The sequence below is a fragment of the Paenibacillus glycanilyticus genome, from assembly GCF_030161375.1.
Taxonomy (GTDB): Bacteria; Bacillota; Bacilli; order Paenibacillales; family Paenibacillaceae; genus Pristimantibacillus; species Pristimantibacillus glycanilyticus_B.
This window is the reverse complement of the sequence record NZ_BSSQ01000006.1, coordinates 306,319-327,473: the sequence shown is the minus strand read 5'-3', so window position 1 is coordinate 327,473 and position 21,155 is coordinate 306,319. Positions and strand designations below refer to the sequence as shown.

At 51.6% G+C, this 21,155-nt stretch carries 19 protein-coding genes; 4 read left to right on the top strand and 15 right to left on the bottom strand.

All coding sequences use genetic code 11. The features are described from left to right. Positions 1-82: 82 nt before the first annotated feature. From QQK89_RS08895 to QQK89_RS08835, 13 genes are all read right to left on the bottom strand, one after another. Entirely contained in the window at positions 83-934 is an 852-nt protein-coding gene (locus tag QQK89_RS08895) for an AraC family transcriptional regulator (RefSeq protein ID WP_284238186.1), read from the bottom strand. 151 nt (positions 935-1,085) lie between these two features. Further along, on the bottom strand, positions 1,086-1,865 hold the full coding sequence (locus QQK89_RS08890; RefSeq protein ID WP_284238185.1) for a hypothetical protein: 780 nt from the start codon (positions 1,863-1,865) through the stop codon (positions 1,086-1,088). 32 nt (positions 1,866-1,897) lie between these two features. Next, positions 1,898-2,350 (bottom strand): flavodoxin, encoded by a 453-nt coding sequence (locus tag QQK89_RS08885; RefSeq protein ID WP_284238184.1) that lies wholly within the window; start codon positions 2,348-2,350, stop codon positions 1,898-1,900. A gap of 30 nt (positions 2,351-2,380) precedes the next feature. After that, on the bottom strand, positions 2,381-3,232 hold the full coding sequence (locus QQK89_RS08880) for a hypothetical protein (protein WP_284238182.1): 852 nt from the start codon (positions 3,230-3,232) through the stop codon (positions 2,381-2,383). Positions 3,233-3,277: 45 nt separating this feature from the next. After that, positions 3,278-3,436, bottom strand: coding sequence for a hypothetical protein (locus QQK89_RS08875; protein WP_284238180.1), 159 nt, complete (start codon positions 3,434-3,436; stop codon positions 3,278-3,280). A 425-nt stretch (positions 3,437-3,861) separates the two neighbouring features. Next, positions 3,862-5,235: a glycoside hydrolase family 30 protein gene (locus QQK89_RS08870; protein WP_284238179.1), complete on the bottom strand. Its 1,374-nt coding sequence runs from the start codon at positions 5,233-5,235 to the stop codon at positions 3,862-3,864. A gap of 30 nt (positions 5,236-5,265) precedes the next feature. Next, positions 5,266-6,732 carry a glycoside hydrolase family 30 protein gene (locus QQK89_RS08865; RefSeq protein ID WP_284238178.1) on the bottom strand — a complete coding sequence of 489 codons (1,467 nt, stop codon included), beginning with the start codon at positions 6,730-6,732 and terminating at the stop codon, positions 5,266-5,268. Then, positions 6,719-8,704: a glycoside hydrolase family 2 TIM barrel-domain containing protein gene (locus tag QQK89_RS08860; RefSeq protein WP_284238177.1), complete on the bottom strand. Its 1,986-nt coding sequence runs from the start codon at positions 8,702-8,704 to the stop codon at positions 6,719-6,721. The genes QQK89_RS08865 and QQK89_RS08860 overlap by 14 nt, the downstream gene beginning before the upstream one ends. Positions 8,705-8,814: 110 nt before the next feature. After that, positions 8,815-10,422, bottom strand: a complete 1,608-nt coding sequence (locus QQK89_RS08855; RefSeq protein ID WP_284238176.1) for an extracellular solute-binding protein — start codon at positions 10,420-10,422, stop codon at positions 8,815-8,817. A gap of 60 nt (positions 10,423-10,482) precedes the next feature. After that, positions 10,483-11,370 (bottom strand): carbohydrate ABC transporter permease, encoded by an 888-nt coding sequence (locus QQK89_RS08850; protein ID WP_284238175.1) that lies wholly within the window; start codon positions 11,368-11,370, stop codon positions 10,483-10,485. A gap of 82 nt (positions 11,371-11,452) precedes the next feature. Beyond that, on the bottom strand, positions 11,453-12,364 hold the full coding sequence (locus QQK89_RS08845) for an ABC transporter permease (RefSeq protein WP_284238174.1): 912 nt from the start codon (positions 12,362-12,364) through the stop codon (positions 11,453-11,455). A gap of 84 nt (positions 12,365-12,448) precedes the next feature. Beyond that, positions 12,449-13,498: a LacI family DNA-binding transcriptional regulator gene (locus QQK89_RS08840; protein ID WP_284238173.1), complete on the bottom strand. Its 1,050-nt coding sequence runs from the start codon at positions 13,496-13,498 to the stop codon at positions 12,449-12,451. A gap of 611 nt (positions 13,499-14,109) precedes the next feature. After that, positions 14,110-15,120 (bottom strand): LacI family DNA-binding transcriptional regulator, encoded by a 1,011-nt coding sequence (locus QQK89_RS08835; RefSeq protein WP_284238172.1) that lies wholly within the window; start codon positions 15,118-15,120, stop codon positions 14,110-14,112. Positions 15,121-15,298: 178 nt separating this feature from the next. Between QQK89_RS08835 and QQK89_RS08830 the strand changes: the two genes are divergently transcribed. Next, positions 15,299-15,571, top strand: coding sequence for a hypothetical protein (locus QQK89_RS08830; RefSeq protein WP_284238171.1), 273 nt, complete (start codon positions 15,299-15,301; stop codon positions 15,569-15,571). Positions 15,572-15,634: 63 nt separating this feature from the next. Here QQK89_RS08830 and QQK89_RS08825 read toward each other — a convergent pair whose 3' ends face one another. Next, positions 15,635-16,189, bottom strand: a complete 555-nt coding sequence (locus QQK89_RS08825) for a hypothetical protein (RefSeq protein ID WP_284238170.1) — start codon at positions 16,187-16,189, stop codon at positions 15,635-15,637. A gap of 109 nt (positions 16,190-16,298) precedes the next feature. Here QQK89_RS08825 and ilvA point away from each other — a divergent pair, with 109 nt between their 5' ends. After that, the gene (ilvA, locus tag QQK89_RS08820; protein ID WP_284238169.1) at positions 16,299-17,567 is read left to right on the top strand and encodes a threonine ammonia-lyase IlvA; all 1,269 of its coding nucleotides are present in this window, start codon (positions 16,299-16,301) and stop codon (positions 17,565-17,567) included. A 43-nt stretch (positions 17,568-17,610) separates the two neighbouring features. On the opposite strand, the gene QQK89_RS08815 is transcribed toward ilvA, so the two are convergent. Beyond that, on the bottom strand, positions 17,611-18,591 hold the full coding sequence (locus QQK89_RS08815; protein ID WP_284238168.1) for an aldo/keto reductase: 981 nt from the start codon (positions 18,589-18,591) through the stop codon (positions 17,611-17,613). A 137-nt stretch (positions 18,592-18,728) separates the two neighbouring features. On the opposite strand from QQK89_RS08815, the gene QQK89_RS08810 reads away from it, so the two are divergent. Further along, positions 18,729-19,904, top strand: a complete 1,176-nt coding sequence (locus tag QQK89_RS08810) for a diglucosyl diacylglycerol synthase (RefSeq protein ID WP_284238167.1) — start codon at positions 18,729-18,731, stop codon at positions 19,902-19,904. Between the two features lie 36 nt (positions 19,905-19,940). Further along, the gene (locus QQK89_RS08805; protein ID WP_284238166.1) at positions 19,941-21,110 is read left to right on the top strand and encodes an MFS transporter; all 1,170 of its coding nucleotides are present in this window, start codon (positions 19,941-19,943) and stop codon (positions 21,108-21,110) included. Positions 21,111-21,155 lie beyond the last annotated feature (45 nt).

Below are 21,155 nucleotides of genomic sequence, written 5' to 3'. Positions count from 1 at the left end.
CCTGTGCTTTTTTACCAAGTATTTGCTTAAGCACAGGTCAATTATGCGTTCGATCACAATGAATTTATAATTGCCTCTTCCATTAATTCGTAAAGCGTTTGCGGAATTTGAGCGGCGGCATGCCGGTCTGCGCGGCAAAAAGCCTGGAGAAATGCGGTGTTTGCTTAAAGCCGGTCTCCTCCGCCACTCTTGCGATCGGCCAGTCCGTCTTGATCAGCAATAACTTCGCCTGGTCCAGCCTGTAATACAGCAAATACTGCTGCGGCGTACAGCCGAACACTTCCGTCATGCAGCGGGTTATGTAATTCGTATGCAGCTGAAGCGCTTCGCTCAGCATCGTATTGGTAATGACGCCGCGGTAGTTCATTTTCAAATAGGCGGCGGCGCGTTCCGCAACCGATACGCCAGCCTTAGCCGCATCCGAACGCCAGCCTTCATCCAGCATCTGCAGCAAATGGAGAAAACGTTGCTGGCGTTCCCAGAAAGCGCCATGCGAGGAGCTTTGCGCCGCATCATGCAGCTGGGAGAAGAGAAGTTTCGCTTCGTCCGGGAAGGACAAGTGCATTTTTTTCGGCAAACGAATGGCGTATGTATAATAATCCCCGCGCAGCGAGCCTTGGCTTCCTTCCGTTTCCTCCCAAGCCCCAACCGTCTGGAAATGCACCCAATCAAACACGGTTTCTTCCTCGCAAGGCTTGTACGAGTAATGCCACCTGTCAGGCCGCAGGATCAACACGTCCCCGGCATTCAACGTCCAACGCTTGCCCTCCTCGGCGATGTACAGCGAGCCCTGTTGCACAAACAACAGATCAAATACGCCAAGATTCGTCCGGTTTGGATGCTCCTCCCCCGCCAGATACGTTCTCCGGTTCGATTCTATGAAAAACGGCAGCGGCGGCGACCGAAACGTGAGCAGCAATTCCTCTGACACCATTAACCTCTCCTTGTTGTCTGATATGTGTGTATGTATGCAAAAATCTAGAAATCTATCTGCCATGTTACCGAAATCGCTGCCATTTGTCTACAATCTTCGACTATGAAAAAACAGCCCTATTCCTCTGAAAGAAGAATAGAGCTGCTTGGCTTTACATCAATAGCGCTTCCGCCGCTTCCGGCGGCTTTGCGCATTCCTCAATAAACGGGCAGCGGCGGCATTCCGCGGAACCTGCCGCCTTGCGGAGCGGCCCGCGCCCAGAGTCTGCTTCCGGCATAAAGCCGGCGGCGAGATTCATATAATCCATCGACTGCCTAAGCGTCTCCGCTGTCGGATGCACGATGCGGCTTTTTCCGCCTAATACGGGGAACACTTCAATCCGGGAGGGAAGCCGTCCAAATGCGCTTGAGCAAAAAACAGCCGTTAAATGTTGAAATAAGAGAATCATGTCTTCATCTTCGTCCACGATATATTTGCGAACGATATAATCGGCGGGTTCTCCGTCATTGTCGTTAAGTACGAGTTGAAAGATTTGCACCAGCTCCGCCTGAAGTTCCGGCACAACCGTCTGATGCTGCTCGAACAAAATAATCGGAACCGCGGACATTTCCGTCACAAACAAGGAGGACAGTCCGTCAATCAGTTGCTGCTTCACCGACCAGTAATGTTCCGGAGATTCGAACTTTGATACCTTGTTGGTCCACCAGCGCTCCAGCATTTCCGGGATCGAGAACCTAGACCGCTCCTCCGCCGGCGTCGTATAAAAAGCATTCACCACATAGCTGACAGCCAGCTGGGCAAGCTGCATCCAATTCACTTCCGCCTTTGCCGATGGCGCAGCCTCCTGCCGCTTGGCATACCGGTACGGACATCGCAGGAGCTCCTCCAGCTTATAGTCTTCAATTACCGTCCCTTTCGCCGCAGCATTCAAGCCGGCCACCTCCTCCGGGTATTTCCCGCACTCTAACTTGCTGCCGTAACCACGTCTCCGGCAATGAGCCTGCCAACCAACCGGCATTGCCCGATCTCGTCCTTGGACGGATCAAACTCAACCTTCACGCCTGGTGCAACAAGCTCCGCGCCTAGCTCTTTCAGCTTCTGTTCTATCGTATCTACCGCTCCGCAAAAAATAGGATAAGAAGAGTCCCCTGAACCAAATACTATCGCTTTGCGTCCGCTCAAATCCAGATGGTCCAATGCCTCGTAGAAATCGATAAATTCATCGGGCAGCTCGCCGTCTCCCCAAGTATAAGCACCTACCGCGATGCCGTCATATTGATCAAGTTCGGATGCATCCGCGTCGTAAGCGTCTCTCACCGCAACCTCGGCTCCTGCCTCTCTTGCCCCGGCGGCAATGGCCTCCGCCATTTCCTCCGTATTCCCCGTCAAACTTGCGTACGCCACAATGACCTTCATGACTACCTCCTATAAAGAATTGCGAAGCATCTATACATCCATGTACTGAATCCCTTGGAACAAGGTCGCCATGTACAATCTGCCATCCTTCAGTTCAACATCCGTCACCGGAAAACCAAGCTTCACCGACAATAACATAACCCGGTCCTGAATCATGCTAAGTCGGAATAAACCGTGATCGGTGCACACATACGTATCAATGCCGATAGAGACGACGGAGAAAATAAACTTGCCGCTGAAGCGGATCCGTTCGAAACGTCCTCTTTTATCTCCAACCAGCAATTCTCCCTTATCGCTTGCCCCGATCAAGAAGCCGCGAAATACGGATAAGCTTGTTACGGCGCGGTTCAGCTCGAACTCGGCCCATTCATCCATAAACCGGTCGTATAGCGCAATGCCGCTCTCATGGCCAACGACAAGATATTGGGGCAGGTTCATGAAATCGAACACTTTTTTGCCTGGACACGCGAACTTTTGCCACTCGCCCCGAACTTCCGACCAAAGCCCGTATTCGGTAGCCGCATAACCGGTTCCGCCAAGCATACGGTATTGGGAGCACGGAACAGCTAGCCCCGTATCCACCCATTCCTCGTCTTCGTATAGGTACAATCCATCACTCGTGCAAGCATGCAAAACGCCGCTATGCAGCTGAAGCCGGTTCACAGTCGCATGTGGCGGCAGCCCCGTGGCCAGCTTCGTCCATTCTCCGTATTCATCAATTTCGTATATGCCATAACCGACGGAAGCGGCTATTATGGTCTCATGGCTAACTCTCACCGAGGAAAAAGGAAACAGCATCCAGTTCCACGGCTTTCCTTCGTTATTCGCCTGTTCCGCCGTATGTTCAGACTGGCCGTTCTGATTAAACCGACCTTCCTTCATAACCTTCTTCAACTCCAATGCTATGTAATGCCCGCTCCCGCAGGCTCACTTCTTCTGCTCTTTCCTCTCATTCGCCGCATGAATGGTGATGGACTCCACTGCCCAAGGGTTTGAACCCCGTTCATGCTGCTCCGGCTGAGGGATAATCTTCTTTGGCTTCATGGACTGCTTCTTCTTCACAACCATCTCATACAACAACCCCAACGTTTTCGAACCTCCCTTTCTTGCGAAGCCGGGTTATTAACCCGGTTGGCAGCCGTCGCTCGTTTGTCAGCAACATCCTATCCACTAGCCATATCTATTGATAATGATTATCAGTTTCGTTAAATATATGATAACTATTCTCAATGGCACTGTCAACCGTACCCAAGTCCTTATTCCATTAGAACTTATTCCGGTCCCACTCGGCATGGATAACTGCGTCGCTTCGACGCCAGAAGCAGCCATGCTAATATAGCGTGACTGCCTTCGCTCGCACGTTATCGCGCGTAGTTTTACAATGTATGCCCGCTCCCGCCAAAATATCTGTCTTGCTGACAATTTTTTCGACGAACTTGTCACGCAAAAAAAACCGTTCTCGAACCAGAAGGTTCAAGAACGGTATCCGTTTCTGCTTATTCAACTATCTCCTACTTCCAGAGGTAGGTCCCCACGCTTCCTGCCGGGAGGGTCGCGACGAATTGTTTGCCTTCGCAGAGCACGCGGAATGGCTGCTCCTCCGCCGTCCTGTTGATGGCAACTAGGACAATCGTGCCGTCCGGGTTGCGGAACGCGACGTTCGTAACCGTCTCCCGCGAGCCGTAATTGCTGCCGATTCGATAAGCGCCACGCTCGACAAATCGGGAGTACTGGGCAATGAGGTTGAATTCCGGCGTACGCCAGGAGCGGTTTGGTTCGTCGGCATCCTGCACGAGCATCGTTGGGCCCGGTTGGCCAAGCCATTGATGCGTGCCGATCCGGCTGTCTAGCATTGTTACCCAAGCATTGTAGCTGCAGGCATAATTGCGGAAGTATTGCGCCATCCGGTCCGCGCCGGCCGTTCCCCAGAGGGAGCGCTCGGTCAAATAAATCGGCTTCTCCGGGTAGGCCGCATGAATCTCGCTCATGACTTCCGGCGAGCCGTCATAATCATGGAGCGCAATGCCGTCTACGGCCGCATAACCTTCCGAATCATTCAAGATGGGCGTCACGTAACCCATCGCATCCGCAAAGTTATGATCGAAGATCCACAGCTCGGTCGTCAGGTTATGCTCTTCGAACTCCCGCTTCAGCGCAATCGCAAGCTCCTGTTGGCGCTCCGGCGACATATAACAGCTTGGATAATCCGTCTCGAGCAGCGGTTCGTTCTGCAGCGTCATCGCGCAGACCGGGATGCCATGCTCCTCGAATGCTTGAATAGCTAGGCGATAATATCTCGCCAGCGCTTCGGTATATTCAATGCCTTCCTTCAAACTTCCCCGCTTCAGATCTCCGTTTGTCTTCATCCAAGCCGGAGGGCTCCAAGGCGAAGCAAATATCCTCGCATCGGGCGCAGCCTTCAGCAACTGTTGAACCGTCTCTATGATCGACAAGTCGATATCTTTCTGAATGGAGAAATGCTCCATCTCAAAGTCCGTCTCCCCCTCCGGGAGATCGTTATACGTATAAAACGGCTGAGCCGTAAAATCCGATGTTCCAATCGTAATCCGGAACAGATTAAAGCCTAGACCATTCTCCTTGTCCGCCAGTTGCTGGATGAACCGGTCCCGCGAAGCCGGATCCATCTTCAGCAAATTATGAATCGTTGTTTCTTCAACCGACGTGCCGATGCCAAGCATCTGCTGATACGTATGGCCCGGCGTTACCAGGATGGTCGTTAAATCCGAGACCGAAGGAGCGGTTAACGCGATTGCCGACTGATTGCTTAAGGCATAATCGGGGACTGCCGGACCTTCGAACCAACGATTATTGCCCGGCGCGAGCTCCGAGCTGAGCCAAGTTTCAACTGTATGAAGCGTAGACATTGTCGTCTCCTCCTCTAACCCTCTACTAATTTACTTGCGATCCGTTCCCGGCAGCACAAACGTAGCTACAGCCCCTGCAGGCATCGTGTAGGCAAACAATTGGCCGCCGATCTTTACCTTCAGTTCTTGATCTTCGCCAGCCGCGTTAAGCGCGACGAGTACAATCGAGCCGTCCGGATTTTTGAATGCCACCTGTTCAATCCCACCGCTAACCGACTCGCCGGATTCAATCCGGTAAGCCCCGGATTTGACGAATTTACTCGCATGGCCAAACGAGTAATATTCCGAGTTCAAAGTGACATCGCCGGTTCCTTGGTTAATCGTCACGACGCCCATGCAATCCTTGCAGCCGCCAATCGTTGGACCGTAGTTCTCATCTAGCGCCAGGTTCCACTTCAGGACCACCTTCGCCCAGTTGCGCGTTGCGCCGATAATGAGATTTTCCATATCCCATTTGAGATTGCCGCCGAAGTCCGTCGACCATGCGCCGCCGCTGCTCTCGGTGAAATAAAGATTTTTGTCCGGATACGCGTCATGCACCTGAGCTTGGTTGCCAACCTCTCCCGCATAACCGTGAAAAGCCGTCCCGTCCACATATTTCAAAGCATCCGGATCATTCAGAATCGTCAGCGGGTAATACGGCTCATCCCAGTTATGGTCCCAGATGACGATCTTGGACTTAATGTTGTTCTTCTCAAATGCGGGGCCGACATCATTCTTAATCAATTCTGCCTGCTCCAGTGGCTCCATCCGCATACCCGGATAGTCCTCCGGCGTATAATGCGGCTCATTCTGAAGCGTAATCGCGTCAAACGGAACGCCTTCCGCTTCGTAGCCCTGAATGATCTTCACCAAATAATTCGCAAACGGCTCATATGCCTCCTGCTTCAGACTGCCGCCAATAACGGAATCCGTTGTTTTCATCCAGCCCGGCGGGCTCCAAGGACTGCCCATCAGCTTCAAATCCGGATTAATCTTCAGCGCCTGCTGAAGAGTCGGAATGATATATTCCTTGTCGTGGCCGAGAGAGAAGTTCTTCAGCTCCGGGTCGCTCTCGCCTGCCGGCATGTCATCGAAAGAATAATTCTCCACGGCAAAATCCGAAGCGCCCAGCGGCACGCGCAAATAGCTGATGCCAATTCCTTGTTCATGATCAAACAGTTTGCCCATCAAATCGCCGCGCTGCGCGTCATTCATCTTATTCGCAATAAGCCAAGCCGAAGAATCCGTGAGCGAAGCGCCAAAACCGTCCATCTGCTGATAGACCTTCTGGTCATCGATCGTTACGACGCCCTCTTCTGAATCCGAATCCTTGGCTTTAGTCAGCTTCAGACTCTCCTCTTGCTGCAGCAGCTTACTACGATCCGGGGTGGTCAGCCATACTTGAACCTGCTTGCCGCTTGATGAACTTGTGCCACCAGAATTCCCTCCGCTGCAAGCCGTCGCCAGCATGGCCACCAAGAGAACGGGAAGCATAACCGCACTAAACCTTCTCATTCGCCGCCCCCTCCAGCGCCTGGCAGCCAAAACCGCGATTATGGCTCGTGATCACGCCGTAATCCCGGCGAATGAGCGAAGCAACCGGCTTCTCCGTATTGCGGTCCATATGAATAACGCCAAATGTATCAATCCAGTTGTTGTGGTTCACGTACCAGTCGTACATAATCCAGAAGTCGATCCCGGCTACGTAGCCAACCGGATTGTCTTCTCCTTCCGCGCTCAAAGTCCCCTTCTCCATTAAGGCGCGCAACGTCTCTTCATAAGTAATGGCCTGCTCGCCTTCCATGCCGCCGGAGGACCAATGGCCAAACTCGGTATTCAGGATCGGTTTGTCCGGGAAGATCCGGTTCGCTTCCTCCAGAAACTGCCGTGTCCCTTCGTAATACGTCCCGCCATGGAAAATGCCAAAATACATCGTCCAAGCCGCCACATCAAGCGGCGCCATCGACGGATCATGAGGACCCGGCTGATCCGCCGCCGAGCTTTGCGTCAGCAGACGGCCGTCGTTGTAGTTGTCGCGCAAGTCGCGGACCAGACGTTCGTTATAGGCGAGGCGAAGCGATACGTCCTTGGATTCGTTTTGCGTGCTCCACAGGAGAACGGACGGTCGGTTGTACTGGGAGAACACCATCTCGCGCCACATCTGATCGGCTAGGCGTTTCTCCTCCTGCGCTTCATAATGCTCCGACTCGAACTGCCAGAGCGGAATTTCGCTCATCGCCATCAACCCCATCCGGTCAAGCAGCAAATACGTGTACACATGGTTTGGATAATGTCCGGTTCGTACCATGTTGACATTAAGCTCGCGGATTTGCTCAAGGTCCGTGCGAATCCGCTCCCAAGCCGCTGTCCGTCCGGTGTCCGGCCATTCTTCATGTCTTGCCATGCCCGCCATGAAGACCGATTGCCCATTCAGCAATATTCTCGTCTTATCCGTGCGCACGGTACGAATGCCGAACTGGGTGCTGAACGAATCCTGCGCCAACGTAGCCGCGCCGGCCGCGGTAAGTCTAAAGGTCGCCACATACAAATTCGGCTGCCACACCGACCATAACTTCGGATCTTGGACGATCACTTCAAACTGTACCGCCTGTACTTCATCCGGCTGCAACGTCAGCTCGCTATTCATTGGTTTATCCGTGACGACCGGAATGCCGATAAGCGACGAGGCAAGCGGGGATTGCAAGAAGTTGGGCGCTTCCGGATGTGCTTCGAGCAAGCTTCCCGCCAGCGCTACATGAACCGCATCCTTGCCGCGGTTATGCAGCACGACCTTCACATCCAGCTTGCCGTTCACATCTTGCGGAACGATATCCACCCGAACGATGGCCGCTTGAGGCGTCATTTCGATATATAGATCTTGAATAATACCCGTGTAATTGAAGAAATCCGTTCCCGCAACCGCCGGGATCGTATCGGTACGGCTGCCCCACGGCGGATTGTCGACGCGGATGCGAATCTCATTGTCCCCCGCGCGCAGCACTTCCGTCAGATCAAACGCAAATGGCGTAAACCCGCCTTCATGGCAGCCAATCCAGCTTCCGTTGATCCAAATATCAGCCACGTAACTAATGCTCAGCGCTTTAAGCGTATAGGCATACGCTTCGGATTTGCTTGCCATGGTGAACGTTCTCCGGTACCAAACGCCGTCTTCATACGTCTCTGCCGATTTCGCTTCCGGCAGCCCTGTCAGGTTGTTTTCCGGCGATGGAACTTGATGCGGCTGCCAAGCGTCTAGGTCTGTGCCCCCGACATAGTCTCCCTCACGGCTCTCTAGCTCAGCTAGCCATTCTTTCGAACGGGGAGCAAGCGAGAACTCATGATCCATGGCAAGGCGGCGTTTCCGCCACTCGCCGTTCAGCGTTATTGTCCCCCTTGTCTGCGGTTCGAAGGAAGGGACGGGAATCCCATTCTGGAACGGAATATTTACGCCATTTATAGTTTCCAGCGTTAAAGTTGTCTTCAGCATGATGTCTCCCCTGTCTATCTTTATTGGTAAGCAAAAAAGAGGATGAGGACGAATGCGTACGCCAATCCCTACGCACAGGTCACACATCCCCTTTGGTCATGCAAAACCTATTATTTTAATCCTTGTGCATCAAACGATTTGTTTGCTTGCTCTTGCACGTATTTCAGCACATCGTTTACGCCTGCCGCTTCCAGCTGCTTGCGGTAAGTCGCGATAGCCTTATCCACGTCAGGAACAAGACCCATCATAAGCGGCATGCCGTATTGCTGGATAACCGAGTTAACCGCTGCTTGCTGCGATTTCACGGGAGCGTAGTCCATGATAACTTGCGCAAAAATGTTCGGTTTGCTTTGCGATTTGAACTCTTCAAGCAAAGCGTCGAAGCCGCTCCAGCCGCCCGCTTGCTTCACGCGCTCCATCGATTCCACGCGGTAGCCCCAGCTTGCGATGCCGTAGCCTTTGAAGTCTTTCGCCTCTACGCCGGCAGGAGGCGTAACGATATGTTTGCCGTCCGCATCCATCGAGTAGTCCGTGCCTTCCAGACCGTAGCTCATCAGATCATAATACTTCGGATCGTTGCGCAGCTTGTCGAGAACCATCAGGGAACGTTCTGCGTTAGGCGCGCTCTTAGGAATAGCCATTGCGTTGTTAACCGACAACGTAGGCATCGTCAAGTTGTGGAAACGGCTAAACGGGAAGTAGCCGAGCTTAATGTCCGGATTGGATTTCTCCATGCCCGTGATGAAGCCGCCTGCTCCAGGAGCGTTACGCCAGTACACGGCACCTTGGCCTGTTTTGATCGCGTCGCCTGCTTCTTTTTGATCAGACAGCGTATCGGATTTCCAGAAGCCTTTCTCGGACCAAGTCTTCATCTTCTTCACCCAAGCTTCAAACTCCGGAGTGAACGGATACGCAACAATATCGCGCGGAGTGTCGTACGATTTCGCTACGATCACGCCGCTGTCGCCGCCGATTTGCTGGTAGCCTTGAGACGCTTTGAACATCGTAAATACTTCGTTGTACGCTTTGCCGTTAATTGGCGTTACGCCTTTGTTTTTCTTCACGCCGTCAAGGTAAGCCTCGATGGAATCCACGTCTTTAATCTCGGGAAGACCAAACTCTTGTCTCCAGTCGTCTCGGTATACAAGGCCGTCTGGCGTATATTCCGGATAAGTGGCAGGAATCGCATAGATCTTGTCGTTAACCGTTGCTTCCTTCCAGTCTTGCTCCGACACGCTGCTCCATGTTGTTGGCGCATAGGTTGGGAGGAGATCATTCAGAGGCATAAAGGCGCCCTGGTTTGCGAATTTATAAAAGTCCGCCCATGAGGAAGCGAAGATCATATCGACTTTCTCGCCGGAAGCAAGCAGCAGGTTATATTTCGTTTGCCAGTCTGTCCAAGTCGTGAAGTTCAGCTTAACGGTCGTATTCAAGTCTGCCGAGAGCATCTTGTTCCACTCCGCAACGACTTTTTGCTGATCCGGAGCCGGATCGCCGAGCAGGTACCAAGTCAGTTCAACCTTTTTGGAAGTATCCGGCGTTTTGGCTTCTGCCGTGTTGCCCGAATTCGTATTGCCGCTTGCTTCTGTACTTGGACTCGCGCTTGCATTCGACGAATTGTTCGAATTATTGTTGCCCGAGCCGCAGGCTGCAAGCATACTTGCCATAATAGCGGTGGAAACGAGGACAGTGCCCATTGTTTTTATCTTTGTTTTCATGCTTGATGACTCCTCCTTTTATTTAGTGAACCTATATGTTAGCCAGCCTAATGGCCGGTTCTAACCTTTCACGGCGCCGATCGTCAGCCCTTTAACGAAGAAGCGCTGAACGAACGGATACAAGAATACGATTGGCCCCGTTGCGATTACGGCTGCGGCCATCTTGAGCGTCTCGGCAGGCGGCTGGAACGTAGGCGACAGGTTGCCCGCCACGTTGGTCTTCAGTACGGCAGCGCTTGCGAGAATCTTGTACAGCAAGAATTGCAATGGATAATGGGATTCGCTCGTAATGAACAAATTCGCCATAAACCAGTCGTTCCAGTAGCCTAGCGCCATAAACAATCCGATTGTGGCTAGGCCGGGACCGGATAGCGGCAGGATCAGCTTCAAGTAGATCGTAAACTCGCCCGCGCCGTCGATCTTGGCCGATTCCACGATCGAGTCGGGGATGGACTTCATGAAGTTTTTCATGAGGATGATGTTCCATGCGCTAAGAAGCGTTGGCACGATAAGCGCCATATAGGTGTCTTTCAAATCCAGGTGTTTCGTGATCAGAATGTACCAAGGAATAAGTCCGCCGCTGAACAACGTCGTTAAGTAGATGAAGAAGGACAGCTGGTCGCGGTATTTGAAGTCTTTTCGGGACAGGACGAAACCCGCCATTGAAGTTAGAAACAAACCAACGGCCGTACCAACCACCGTGATAAAGATCGTCACTTTGTAGCCGTCGAGAATTTGTTTCGGATTGCTGAACGCTGCCTTATAAGCGTCCAGAGAGAACGTTTCCGGTATGAGGCTGAAGCCTTTGGATATAATCTGGATCTCCGGCGTAAACGAGCCGGAGACGATGAGCAGGAACGGCAGCAAACATAGCACGGTCAATATAGTTATCAACGCGTAACCCATGATGTTGAAGACGACCGTTGCTCTTTCCATTCTAATTTTCATGTTGGTCCTCCTAAAAAGTTTTTCGAGTGAAAAACTTACTTCGTAAGCATTAGCTTTGTTTTTCGAATGAAAAACTTACAGCTTAGAACAGTGCGTAGTCCTTCTGCACTTTCCGAATGATATAGTTAACCAAGATAATTAACACGAAGCCAAATAGCGATTGATAAAGTCCGGCTGCCGTACCCATGCCGATATCGAAATTGACCGCAAGCGAGCGGTATACGTACGTATCGATAATGTCTGTCGAGTTGTACAACATGCCGTTGTTGCCGATGATTTGGTAGAAGAGGTCGAACTGGCCTTTCAGAATGCCGCCGAGACTGAGCAGGATCAGCAGAACAAACGTTGGAACGAGCAGCGGAAGCGTAATATGCCTAACCCGTTTGAAAATGTTCGCTCCGTCAATCTTCGCCGCTTCATGGTATTCGTCGCTGATGCTCATAATCGCCGCCAGATAGATGACCGTTCCGTAACCAAGTCCCTTCCACACATGGAAGAATACGATGATGTATTTCCAAGGCGCCGTATGCAGGTAGAAGTCGTAATTCTGCAAGCCGAGCGACGTCAGCATCGTGTTGATAACGCCCGCGTTCGAGAACAGGTTAAATACGAAAGCGCCTACAAGAACAAACGATACGAAGAACGGCAGGAACATGATGGACTGCGTTGATTTCTTGAACCATTTGCCGGGCAGCTCGCTTAAGAAAATCGCGCAAGCCAGCTGCAGGACATTGCTGATGATGATGAAAGCGATGTTGTAAAGCACCGTATTTTTCGTCAGATTCCACAGTACCCCCGAGTTAAACAGAAATTCGAAGTTTTTGAATCCGATGAATTCGCCGCCGAACAATCCGCCGTCAAAGCTGAACCTGGTGAACGCGTAGTAGACGCCAACCATCGGGACGTAAGCAAACACAATAAAGAATAATAAAGCAGGCGCAATCATGAGGAACAAAATTCTATTCCTTGCGAGCTCCTGGAACAATCCTTTCATACCGGCATTCCTCCGTGACTTCAAAATAAGCTGATGCAGAATTCGAAAATGTAATCGATTTCTTTATGTTGCAAAAAAAATGGCTTACCGTGTTGCTTCGCTTGCGATCGTCTCGGCGTTCCGATCCCGGCTAAACATCGAAGATTCCCGGATCAGCAGCTTGGACTCGACCTTAAACGTCCTTCTGTCCTTAAACTCGTTGTTGTTCATCTGGTCTATCAGCTTCTCGGTGAGCAGCGCTCCCATCGTATATTTCGGCTGGTCGACCGTGCTAAGACGCGGCACGATATACTTGGTCAGCCTAATATTATCAACCCCAACTATGGCGAGTTGCTGCGGTACCCGGATGGACAGCTGCTTGCAAGCTTTGTACACCCCTAATGCCATCTCGTCGTTTGCGGTAAAGATTGCGGTGAAGTCGTCGTTCTTCTCGAGAAGCCTCAGGAAGCTGAGGTAACCGCCGTCTTCATTAAAATCCCCGTTGTCGATGAGATCCGGAACAAACGGCATTCCCGCGTCTCGAAGCGCTTTCATATAGCCTTCAAGCCGTTCATAGCTGTCGATGGCGTCGGCATATCCGCTCAGGAACGCAATCTTCTCATGCCCCTGCTCGATCAGATGATTCACGACATCCCTCGCAATCTTCACGTTATCCGTGAAGGCGCATGGAATCTGCTCGTGATCAATGTTTCTCCCAATAACGCCGATGCTGCAGCCGTCCTCAACGAGGGCGATCAATTCTTTGTTGGTCATCTCGGGAGTAACGAATATCATGCCGTCTACCGTTCTGTTCTGCAGCAGCGATACATATTCGAGTTCCTTCTGCTTCTTGTTCTGCGCATCGCAGATAATGACGTTGTAGTCGAGCGAGTTCGCCATATTCTCGATGCCTTTAATGATCTCCGCGAAATAAGAAACTTGAATGTCCGCGACAACAACGCCAATCTTCATCGTTTTCCTGGACCGCAGGTTCTTGGCCATTGCATTCGGCGTGTAATTCATCTCCTGAATGGCTTCGAGCACCCGCTTCTTCGTCTTCTCGCTGACCAACTCACTGCGATTGAGCACTCTTGATACGGTTGCTACGGATACGTTTGCGCGATTGGCTACGTCAATGATTTTACTCTCGTTCATTGCATCACTTTCTTTTTGCCTGACTTATATAAACAGATCTTAGCACGGACTGAAATCGATTTCAATAATTGTTTTTAAAGTTTTTGGAATTTTTTTTGTGGAATAGTGATAAACCGCGTGTTTATGGGGTTTATCGGATACTCCGCATGGTGATCGTTGATGTAACCATTGTGAAATCGATAACAAAGTTCCGTGAAAAGGGACGGATTTATAGCGATATGGCCGATTTCCGGCTCATTCGCTCGCCGATTACATCGGCAACGCATTCTGCAAGCAACCCCGCTTAGCGATGCTGCGCATCGTTAAGCCTTCTCGTTTTCCACGATTCCGGCTCCTTTACGATGCCGCGCATCGCTAAGATCACCCAACTAGCAACTTTCCCGACCTTTTTGCTCGTTTCCGCCACACTTAACAATGCCCTGCATCGTTAAGCCCTATCGCTTTCCACTATTACGGTTCCTTAACGATGCCGCGCATCGTTAAGATCACCCAACTAGCTACTTTCCGACCTTTTTGCTCGTTTCGCCACGCTTTACGATACCCCACATCGTTAAGTGACTTCTCCGGTCAACAAAAAAAGACTGCCGCGCGGCAGTCTTTAAATCCCAAATCTATTTACGCTTATAACTCGATGAATCCCTGATAATTAACGTGGATTCGATCATATGCTTTTTGCGCTCGTCGACGCTATTACCGTTCATCTGGGCGATCAGCTTCTCCGTAAGCTGGGCTCCCATCTCGTATTTCGGCTGCTCTACCGTGCTTAGGGAAGGCAGCAAATATTCCGTAATCCGGTTGTTATCGACGCCTACGATGGCCATGTCTTCGGGAATGCGAATGCCTTTCTCCCGGCAGGCGCGGTATACGCCAAGGGCCATCTCGTCGTTGGCGCAATAGACGGCCGTGAACGATTGGTTACGCTCAAGCAGACGGCAAAACGCCTGATAACCGCCCGTCTCCTCAAAATCCCCGTTATCGATCAGCGTTGGCAGGAACGGTATTTTTCCATCCTTCAGCGCCTTCATGTAGCCTTCCATCCGCTCATAATTCTCGAGAGAATCGGAGTAACCGCCAATATAAGCAATCTGCTGATGCCCTTGCTCAACCAGATGGCGTACCGCTTCGTTTGAGAACTTCACGTTATCCGTCTTGCAGCTCAATATATCTTCATGTACGACGGCTCGGCCAACTACGCCAATCACATAACCTTTCCGAACATAATCGTTAATGGTGTCGTCACTGACGCGCGGCGTAACCAGAATCATGCCGTCAACCGTACGGTCCGGCAGAAGTCCGAGGTACTCCATCTCTTTGTCGATCTGGTTGTCCGAGTCGCAGATCAGTACTTTATATTTATGGGCGTAAGCCTTATTTTCAATGCCTTTGATGATCTCGGAGAAATAAGACACATTAATATCCGGTACGATAATGCCTAGCGTCATCGTCCGTTGGGAACGCAGATGCTTGGCTGCCGCATTCGGATGGTAATCCATCTCCTCGATCGCTTTGAGCACTTTTATTTTCGTTTTTTCCGATACCAGACTGCTTTCGTTAAGCACTCGGGATACGGTAGCGGCGGATACGCCTGCCAGCTTTGCAACGTCCACAATTTTTTTGTCCACGATATGACCCTTTACCGTAACGTATTTTTCTAAATTATATGAATAATCTCTAGCAAGTTCAATATAAGCTTTCCGTAAACGCCATATACAGCTATCGATCTCCAAAATTTAACTTTTATGATATACTTCTGTTCAAGTCATCTCTTAATTATCCAACATGAATAGGGGAGAAATTACATTGCCGATCAAATCAAAAAAATCCCTCATCGTCTTGATGATCACGGGAGCGGTTGTCTGGCTGCTAGGGGCCATCGCAAGCGGAATTTATTTCTTCAAAGTCATCGACAATCCAGCCCGGTATTATGAGATTGCCTATACCGATCCAAGTCCGGTGCCCTTGTTTGTATTCGGCTTCATCTCCAGTCTAGGCTTTATATTGGCCGTCGTGACGGGCATTATCTATCTGACCGTGTACATTACTTCTTCCCAGCGCGTAAATAGCGGCAAATAAAGTCCGGAGACCATGATCCTTGTACGTCAGGGATCATTTTTTTATGCGATCCGCCTCTACACGCTACAGTCGTATACTCAGCTTAAGCCCGATGACAATCTGATTGCTCTGAAACTGCATGTCGCGGATCGAGATCATGCTGGGCAGCTGGATGGGGACAACCATTCGGTCCAAACGTTCCTTGCCTAGATCATAATCTTTGACGGTAAGCGATACAGGCTCAATGATCAGATTCGGCGCCTTCCAGCTCATCTTATAAGTCGCGAGCATGCCAACCGGCAAGAAGTCGCGATACGTCATGTTCAAATGGGCAATCAACCGGTCACCGCTAAGCTCAAAACGCGCGCCATCCAGCTTCATATCCGGTGGCAGCGATGCCGAATGGCCGCCTTGCAGCTGGCTTTTGATCAGATTGTTCACATCCGCTTCCGACAGCACAATCTCAGGCTTCAGGTTCGCGACCATCTGAAGAGCTTTATCTTCAATCGAGACCGGATCATAAGCCAGATCAAGCTTCTCCGAAGGAGCCACGTAAGATTTGAGCCACAGTCCCCCGCCAGCGGCGGCGGCAACGAGCAGTACCAATACAATGATGGACCATTTCAACCAGCGGAACATTTTGTCTCCCTCCTTTTCGCCTACATAATAACAAAGATAGTGCTATAATAAATCATTAGTGTTTGTCGAATGACGACTGTTTGCGACTATAAATGAGGTGACTTTTAATATGGATTTTCAATCCTCTTATTCTTACAAGATCGGGCTCGAAGATATCGTTCATGCTCAAATGCATCTAAAAGATGTTATTACCCGCACGCCCTTGCAATATAACCGCGTGTTGTCCGAACGTTACGGCTGCAATGTATTCCTAAAGCGCGAAGACTTGCAGATCGTCCGTTCGTTCAAGATCCGCGGCGCTTATCACCTCATGCGGTCACTTCCGCCTGAACGTCTCGCTGCCGGCGTTGTTTGCGCTAGCGCGGGCAATCATGCGCAAGGGGTCGCTTACTCCTGCCAGAACCTTGGCGTTCACGGCAAAATCTACATGCCAAGCACGACGCCGCGGCAAAAAGTGAACCAAGTCTCCTTCTTCGGCGGCGAGTTTGTCGAAGTTGTGCTGACCGGCGATACGTTTGACGATGCTTATGCCGAAGCCGTGGCCGAAAGCCAGCGCAGCGGCATGGCCTTTATCCATCCGTTTGACGATCCGAAGATCATCGCGGGCAACGGAACAGTTGGCCAAGAGCTGATGGAATCAGCCGATACGGTACCCGACTATATCCTGGCGTCCGTTGGCGGCGGAGGTCTTGTAGCAGGCGTTGCCTCTTACGTCAAAACCGTATCCCCTATGACGAAGGTCATTGGCGTGGAGCCGGAAGGCGCGCCATCGCTGCGCGTGTCGCTTGATGCCGGCGAAGTTACGCCGCTAGAGCATATCGACAAGTTTGTAGACGGCGCTGCCGTTAAGCGGATCGGCGATATGACCTTTGCAATCTGCCGCGAGCTGCTTGACGACGTGCTCACCGTTCCGGAAGGAAAAATCTGCACGACCTTGCTTGATCTGTACAATGAAAATGCCATTGTCGCTGAACCGGCCGGCGCGTTGCCGATTGCGGCGCTCGACTTGATGCGCGACGAGATTGCGGGTAAAACCGTTGTTTGCATTATTAGCGGCGGCAATAACGATGTCGACCGGATGCAGGAAATTAAAGAACGCTCGCTCATCTATGAAGGACTAAAGCATTATTTCATGCTTAGTTTTCCACAGCGAGCTGGAGCGCTCCGAGAATTCCTGGATGATGTCCTTGGTCCAAACGACGATATTACCCGCTTCGAGTATACGAAGAAACATAATAAAGACAACGGACCGGCCCTTGTCGGCATTGAGCTCAAGCAGCGCGAAGACTATGCGCCGCTGATCGGGCGGATGCAGAAGAAAGGCTTTCAGTTCGTTGAACTGAACAAAGATCCCGTCCTCTTTAATCTCTTAATCTAATCCAACCATCGGCGCGCCGACGGCTTACCGCTTGCAACGAGTTTTACCAAGCGTAGGCTTTCGGCGCGTCTGCGCCTGGACCAGGGAAAATCTCGTCGATCCGCTTCAGCACCGACTCGTCCAGCTCAAGCTCTACCGCGCGAAGCGAACGTTCGAATTGCTCGAGCGTACGCACCCCGATAATCGGTGCCGTAACGGCCGGATTCGCAAGCAGCCATGCCAGCGATACGAGATCCTCGGTTTCCCCAAGCTCATCGCATAATGCCGCATACGCATCAAGCTGCGGCTTCACTTGCGCGAAGCGCTCGTTCTTCTCCCCGCTCCGTCTGCCCGACCCGCCATGGCGATGGCTTCCGGATAGCAAACCTCCGTCAAGCGGACTCCAAGGAATAACTCCGAGTCCAAGCGCCTTCGAAGCCGGTAATACTTCAAGCTCCGGCAAACGGCAGAGCAGATTATATTTGTGCTGCTCGGATACTAGTCCCAGCACGCCTCTAGCTTTTGCTTCCCCTTGCGCGACCGCAATATCCCAGCCCGCAAAGTTGCTCGATCCCACATAACCGATTTTGCCTTGGTGAACGGCTGTCTGGAACGCGCCCCATAGCTCATTCCAATTCACGTTCCGGTCAACGTGGTGCATCTGGTACAGCTCGATATGATCCGTCTGCAGACGGCGAAGCGAGCTATCGAGGTGACGGCGAATTTTATAGGCCGAAAGACCAGCTTCTCGGTTCGGACCGTCATAAGGATCATGCATGTCGCCGTATACTTTGGTAGCGAGCACTGTTTTCTCGCGGCGTCCGCCGCCTTGCGCGAACCACTTGCCGATAATCTCTTCCGTGCGGCCGGAATTCTCGCCCCAGCCATAAATATTTGCGGTATCAAAAAAATTAATGCCTGCGTCTAGCGCCGCATCCATGATGCGGAAAGCTTCTTTCTCTTCGGTGTCTACGCCAAAATTCATCGTTCCCAGGCAAAGCCGGCTCACACGAAGGCCAGATTGGCCCAGATAGGTGTACTTCATCTCCCGATTCACTCCTATTCGTCCCAGATCAAATTTTGGATACAAGTCCCATTATACAAAATTAACACGAAGGAACCAACTTGATCACAATGCGTTGACATTGATCCGCTATACTGGCGGCAGGAGGTGTGCATCTATTGGTTCGTTATCCTAACAGCCATCAGCCAAAGGTGTTGATTTTGTATGCTTCGTACGGAGAAGGACATTTGCAGGCAGCCAAAGCGATCCGGGACGCGCTAGAGGAGCAGGGCAATGACAGGACCGTGATGGTCGACCTGATGGCCGAGTCCCATCCTTGGCTGAACGAGATGACAAGACGCGTTTATTTGAAGAGCTATACGCATATTCCTTATTTGTACGGCTGGGTCTATGATGTTACCCGTCCGATGAAGCACAACTCCCTATTCGGAGGTTTCCTGCACTCCTTTGGCCGCGACAAGATCAGAAAGCTGCTTCAAAAAGAGCAGCCCGACGCGGTCATTCATACCTTTCCCTTCTTCGCATTGCCTTCCCTACACCATCGCAAATTGAAAAAAAACATGAACATCCCTACTTACACGGTTATTACCGACTTTGATCTTCACCGCCGCTGGGTACATCCCGGAATCGGCCGGTATTTCGTCGCTACCGATGATTTGAAGCAGGAGCTTGGCTCGCTTGGCATCCATCCCGGACGCGTCTCCGTAAGCGGCATTCCGCTAGGGCGGGGCTTCCGCGGCACTCTGTCTCCCACCTTCGAGTTATATGAAAAATACGGCCTCCGTGCCGATCAACCCGTCATTCTGATGATGCCCGGCGCTCAAGGCGTTATGCCGGACTCGGGCGAGCTCTGCAGCCATCTGCTGGAGCAGCTTCCGAATACGCAGATCGCCCTCGTATGCGGACGCAACAATGTCTTGAAATCGTCTATGGAAAGTCAAATGGGCCATGACAAGCGGCTTCATGTATTCGGATTTGTCAATGAAGTGCATGAGCTGATGGCTCTCTCCACCTGCCTCGTCTCTAAACCCGGCGGCGTGACGCTTGCCGAAGCCATATACGCGGGTCTTCCGCTCTTCCTCTACCGTCCGGTACCCGGCCAAGAGAAGAAAAACGCCCTTTACCTGCAGTCCAAAGGAGCTGCGAGCATTGCCTATGATCCGGAAGAGCTGGCGGCAGCCATAACCGGGTTAGTAACGAATCCCGAGCAACTTCAGCGCAGCCAAATGGCGGTGCAACGCCTGCAGACCAAAGAGGCGGCAGCGGACAACATTGCCCATCATATTTTGCAAGAATACGATTGGAATACAAAATTTGGTCAACGCTATAGTTAAGGATGAAATTTGTAATCGTAGGTGCTGAACATGGGGATGAGGTTCGGATCGGGGCTCAAGTTGATCTCCGTTATCTTGTTTCTTGTTGAATTCGTGCGGGGAGCGGTGCTGATCAGCCTGCTCCCCATTTATGGCGCAAAGGTGCTTGGCCTGTCGCTGGATGTGATCGGAATAGCCATTACCGCGCATTATTTGACGGATACCTTGCTCAAAATGGTGATAGGCTACCTGCTCGACCGGTTCTCGATGCGGTTCGTTGTGCAGACCGGGCTGATGATCTCGCTCGTTGGCGTATTTCTTATCCCGTTTGCCGACATGGCCTGGCTATTTATTGTGGCTAGCGCCTTATACGGAATTGGGATGTCGCCGATCTGGATCGTTTGTCTGACGAGGGTATCGAACAACGAGCGGGCTACCCAGATGGGCTTTTTCTACACGATTTGGCTTGCCGGTCTAGGCGCCGGGCCAATTGTGTGCAATATTCTGCTCGACTACTATGTCAACGGTACGTATAACATGCTGCTGATATTGTCCATCTTTGTTGCTTTCCTGACCTTCTTCATCAAGGACGTTAGACCAAGCGGATCGCAACAGTATCAAGCGATTCCGTTAAAACGGCAACTTGTTGCGTTATCCGAACGTATAAAAGCTATGCGTATGCTTCTGCCCGGCATGATTCTGCAAACGGCCGGCGCAAGCATGCTGGTTCCCGTTCTGCCGAACTTTGCAGAGCAGGAACTTGGACTAGCCGGTGCCCAGTACTCCATGCTGCTTATTGCCGGAGGGGCCTGTGCCGGAGCCGGGCTAATCCCGATGGGCCGACTGTCGGACAAGCTTGGCGGCAAGAAGTATTTTCTCATTCTCGGATTCGCCCTGTTTGCTGCCGGTCTCTATTTATTGGCATGGCGGCTCCCATTTTGGTATTGTTTAATTATTGTCGTAATTCTCGGCTTATCTTATGCAGCGATTTTGCCGGCTTGGAATGCTTTGCTTGCGGCTTATGTACCGCCGAAGCAAGAAGGGCTAGGCTGGGGGCTGCTATCGACCGTTGAAGGACTGGGCGGCATGATTGGCCCGGTTGCAGGCGGCGTGCTGGCCGCGAGTTTCGGTTCGCATACGGTGATCTGGACAAGCGCCGTGTTGTTTGGACTCATTGCCTTGCTATATGTCCTGATCCCAGCATCCAAGATGAGCGGCGGCAAATGAGGAAGAACGAATTATTCCCCGATTGGGGTTAAGTGGGGTAGGTAT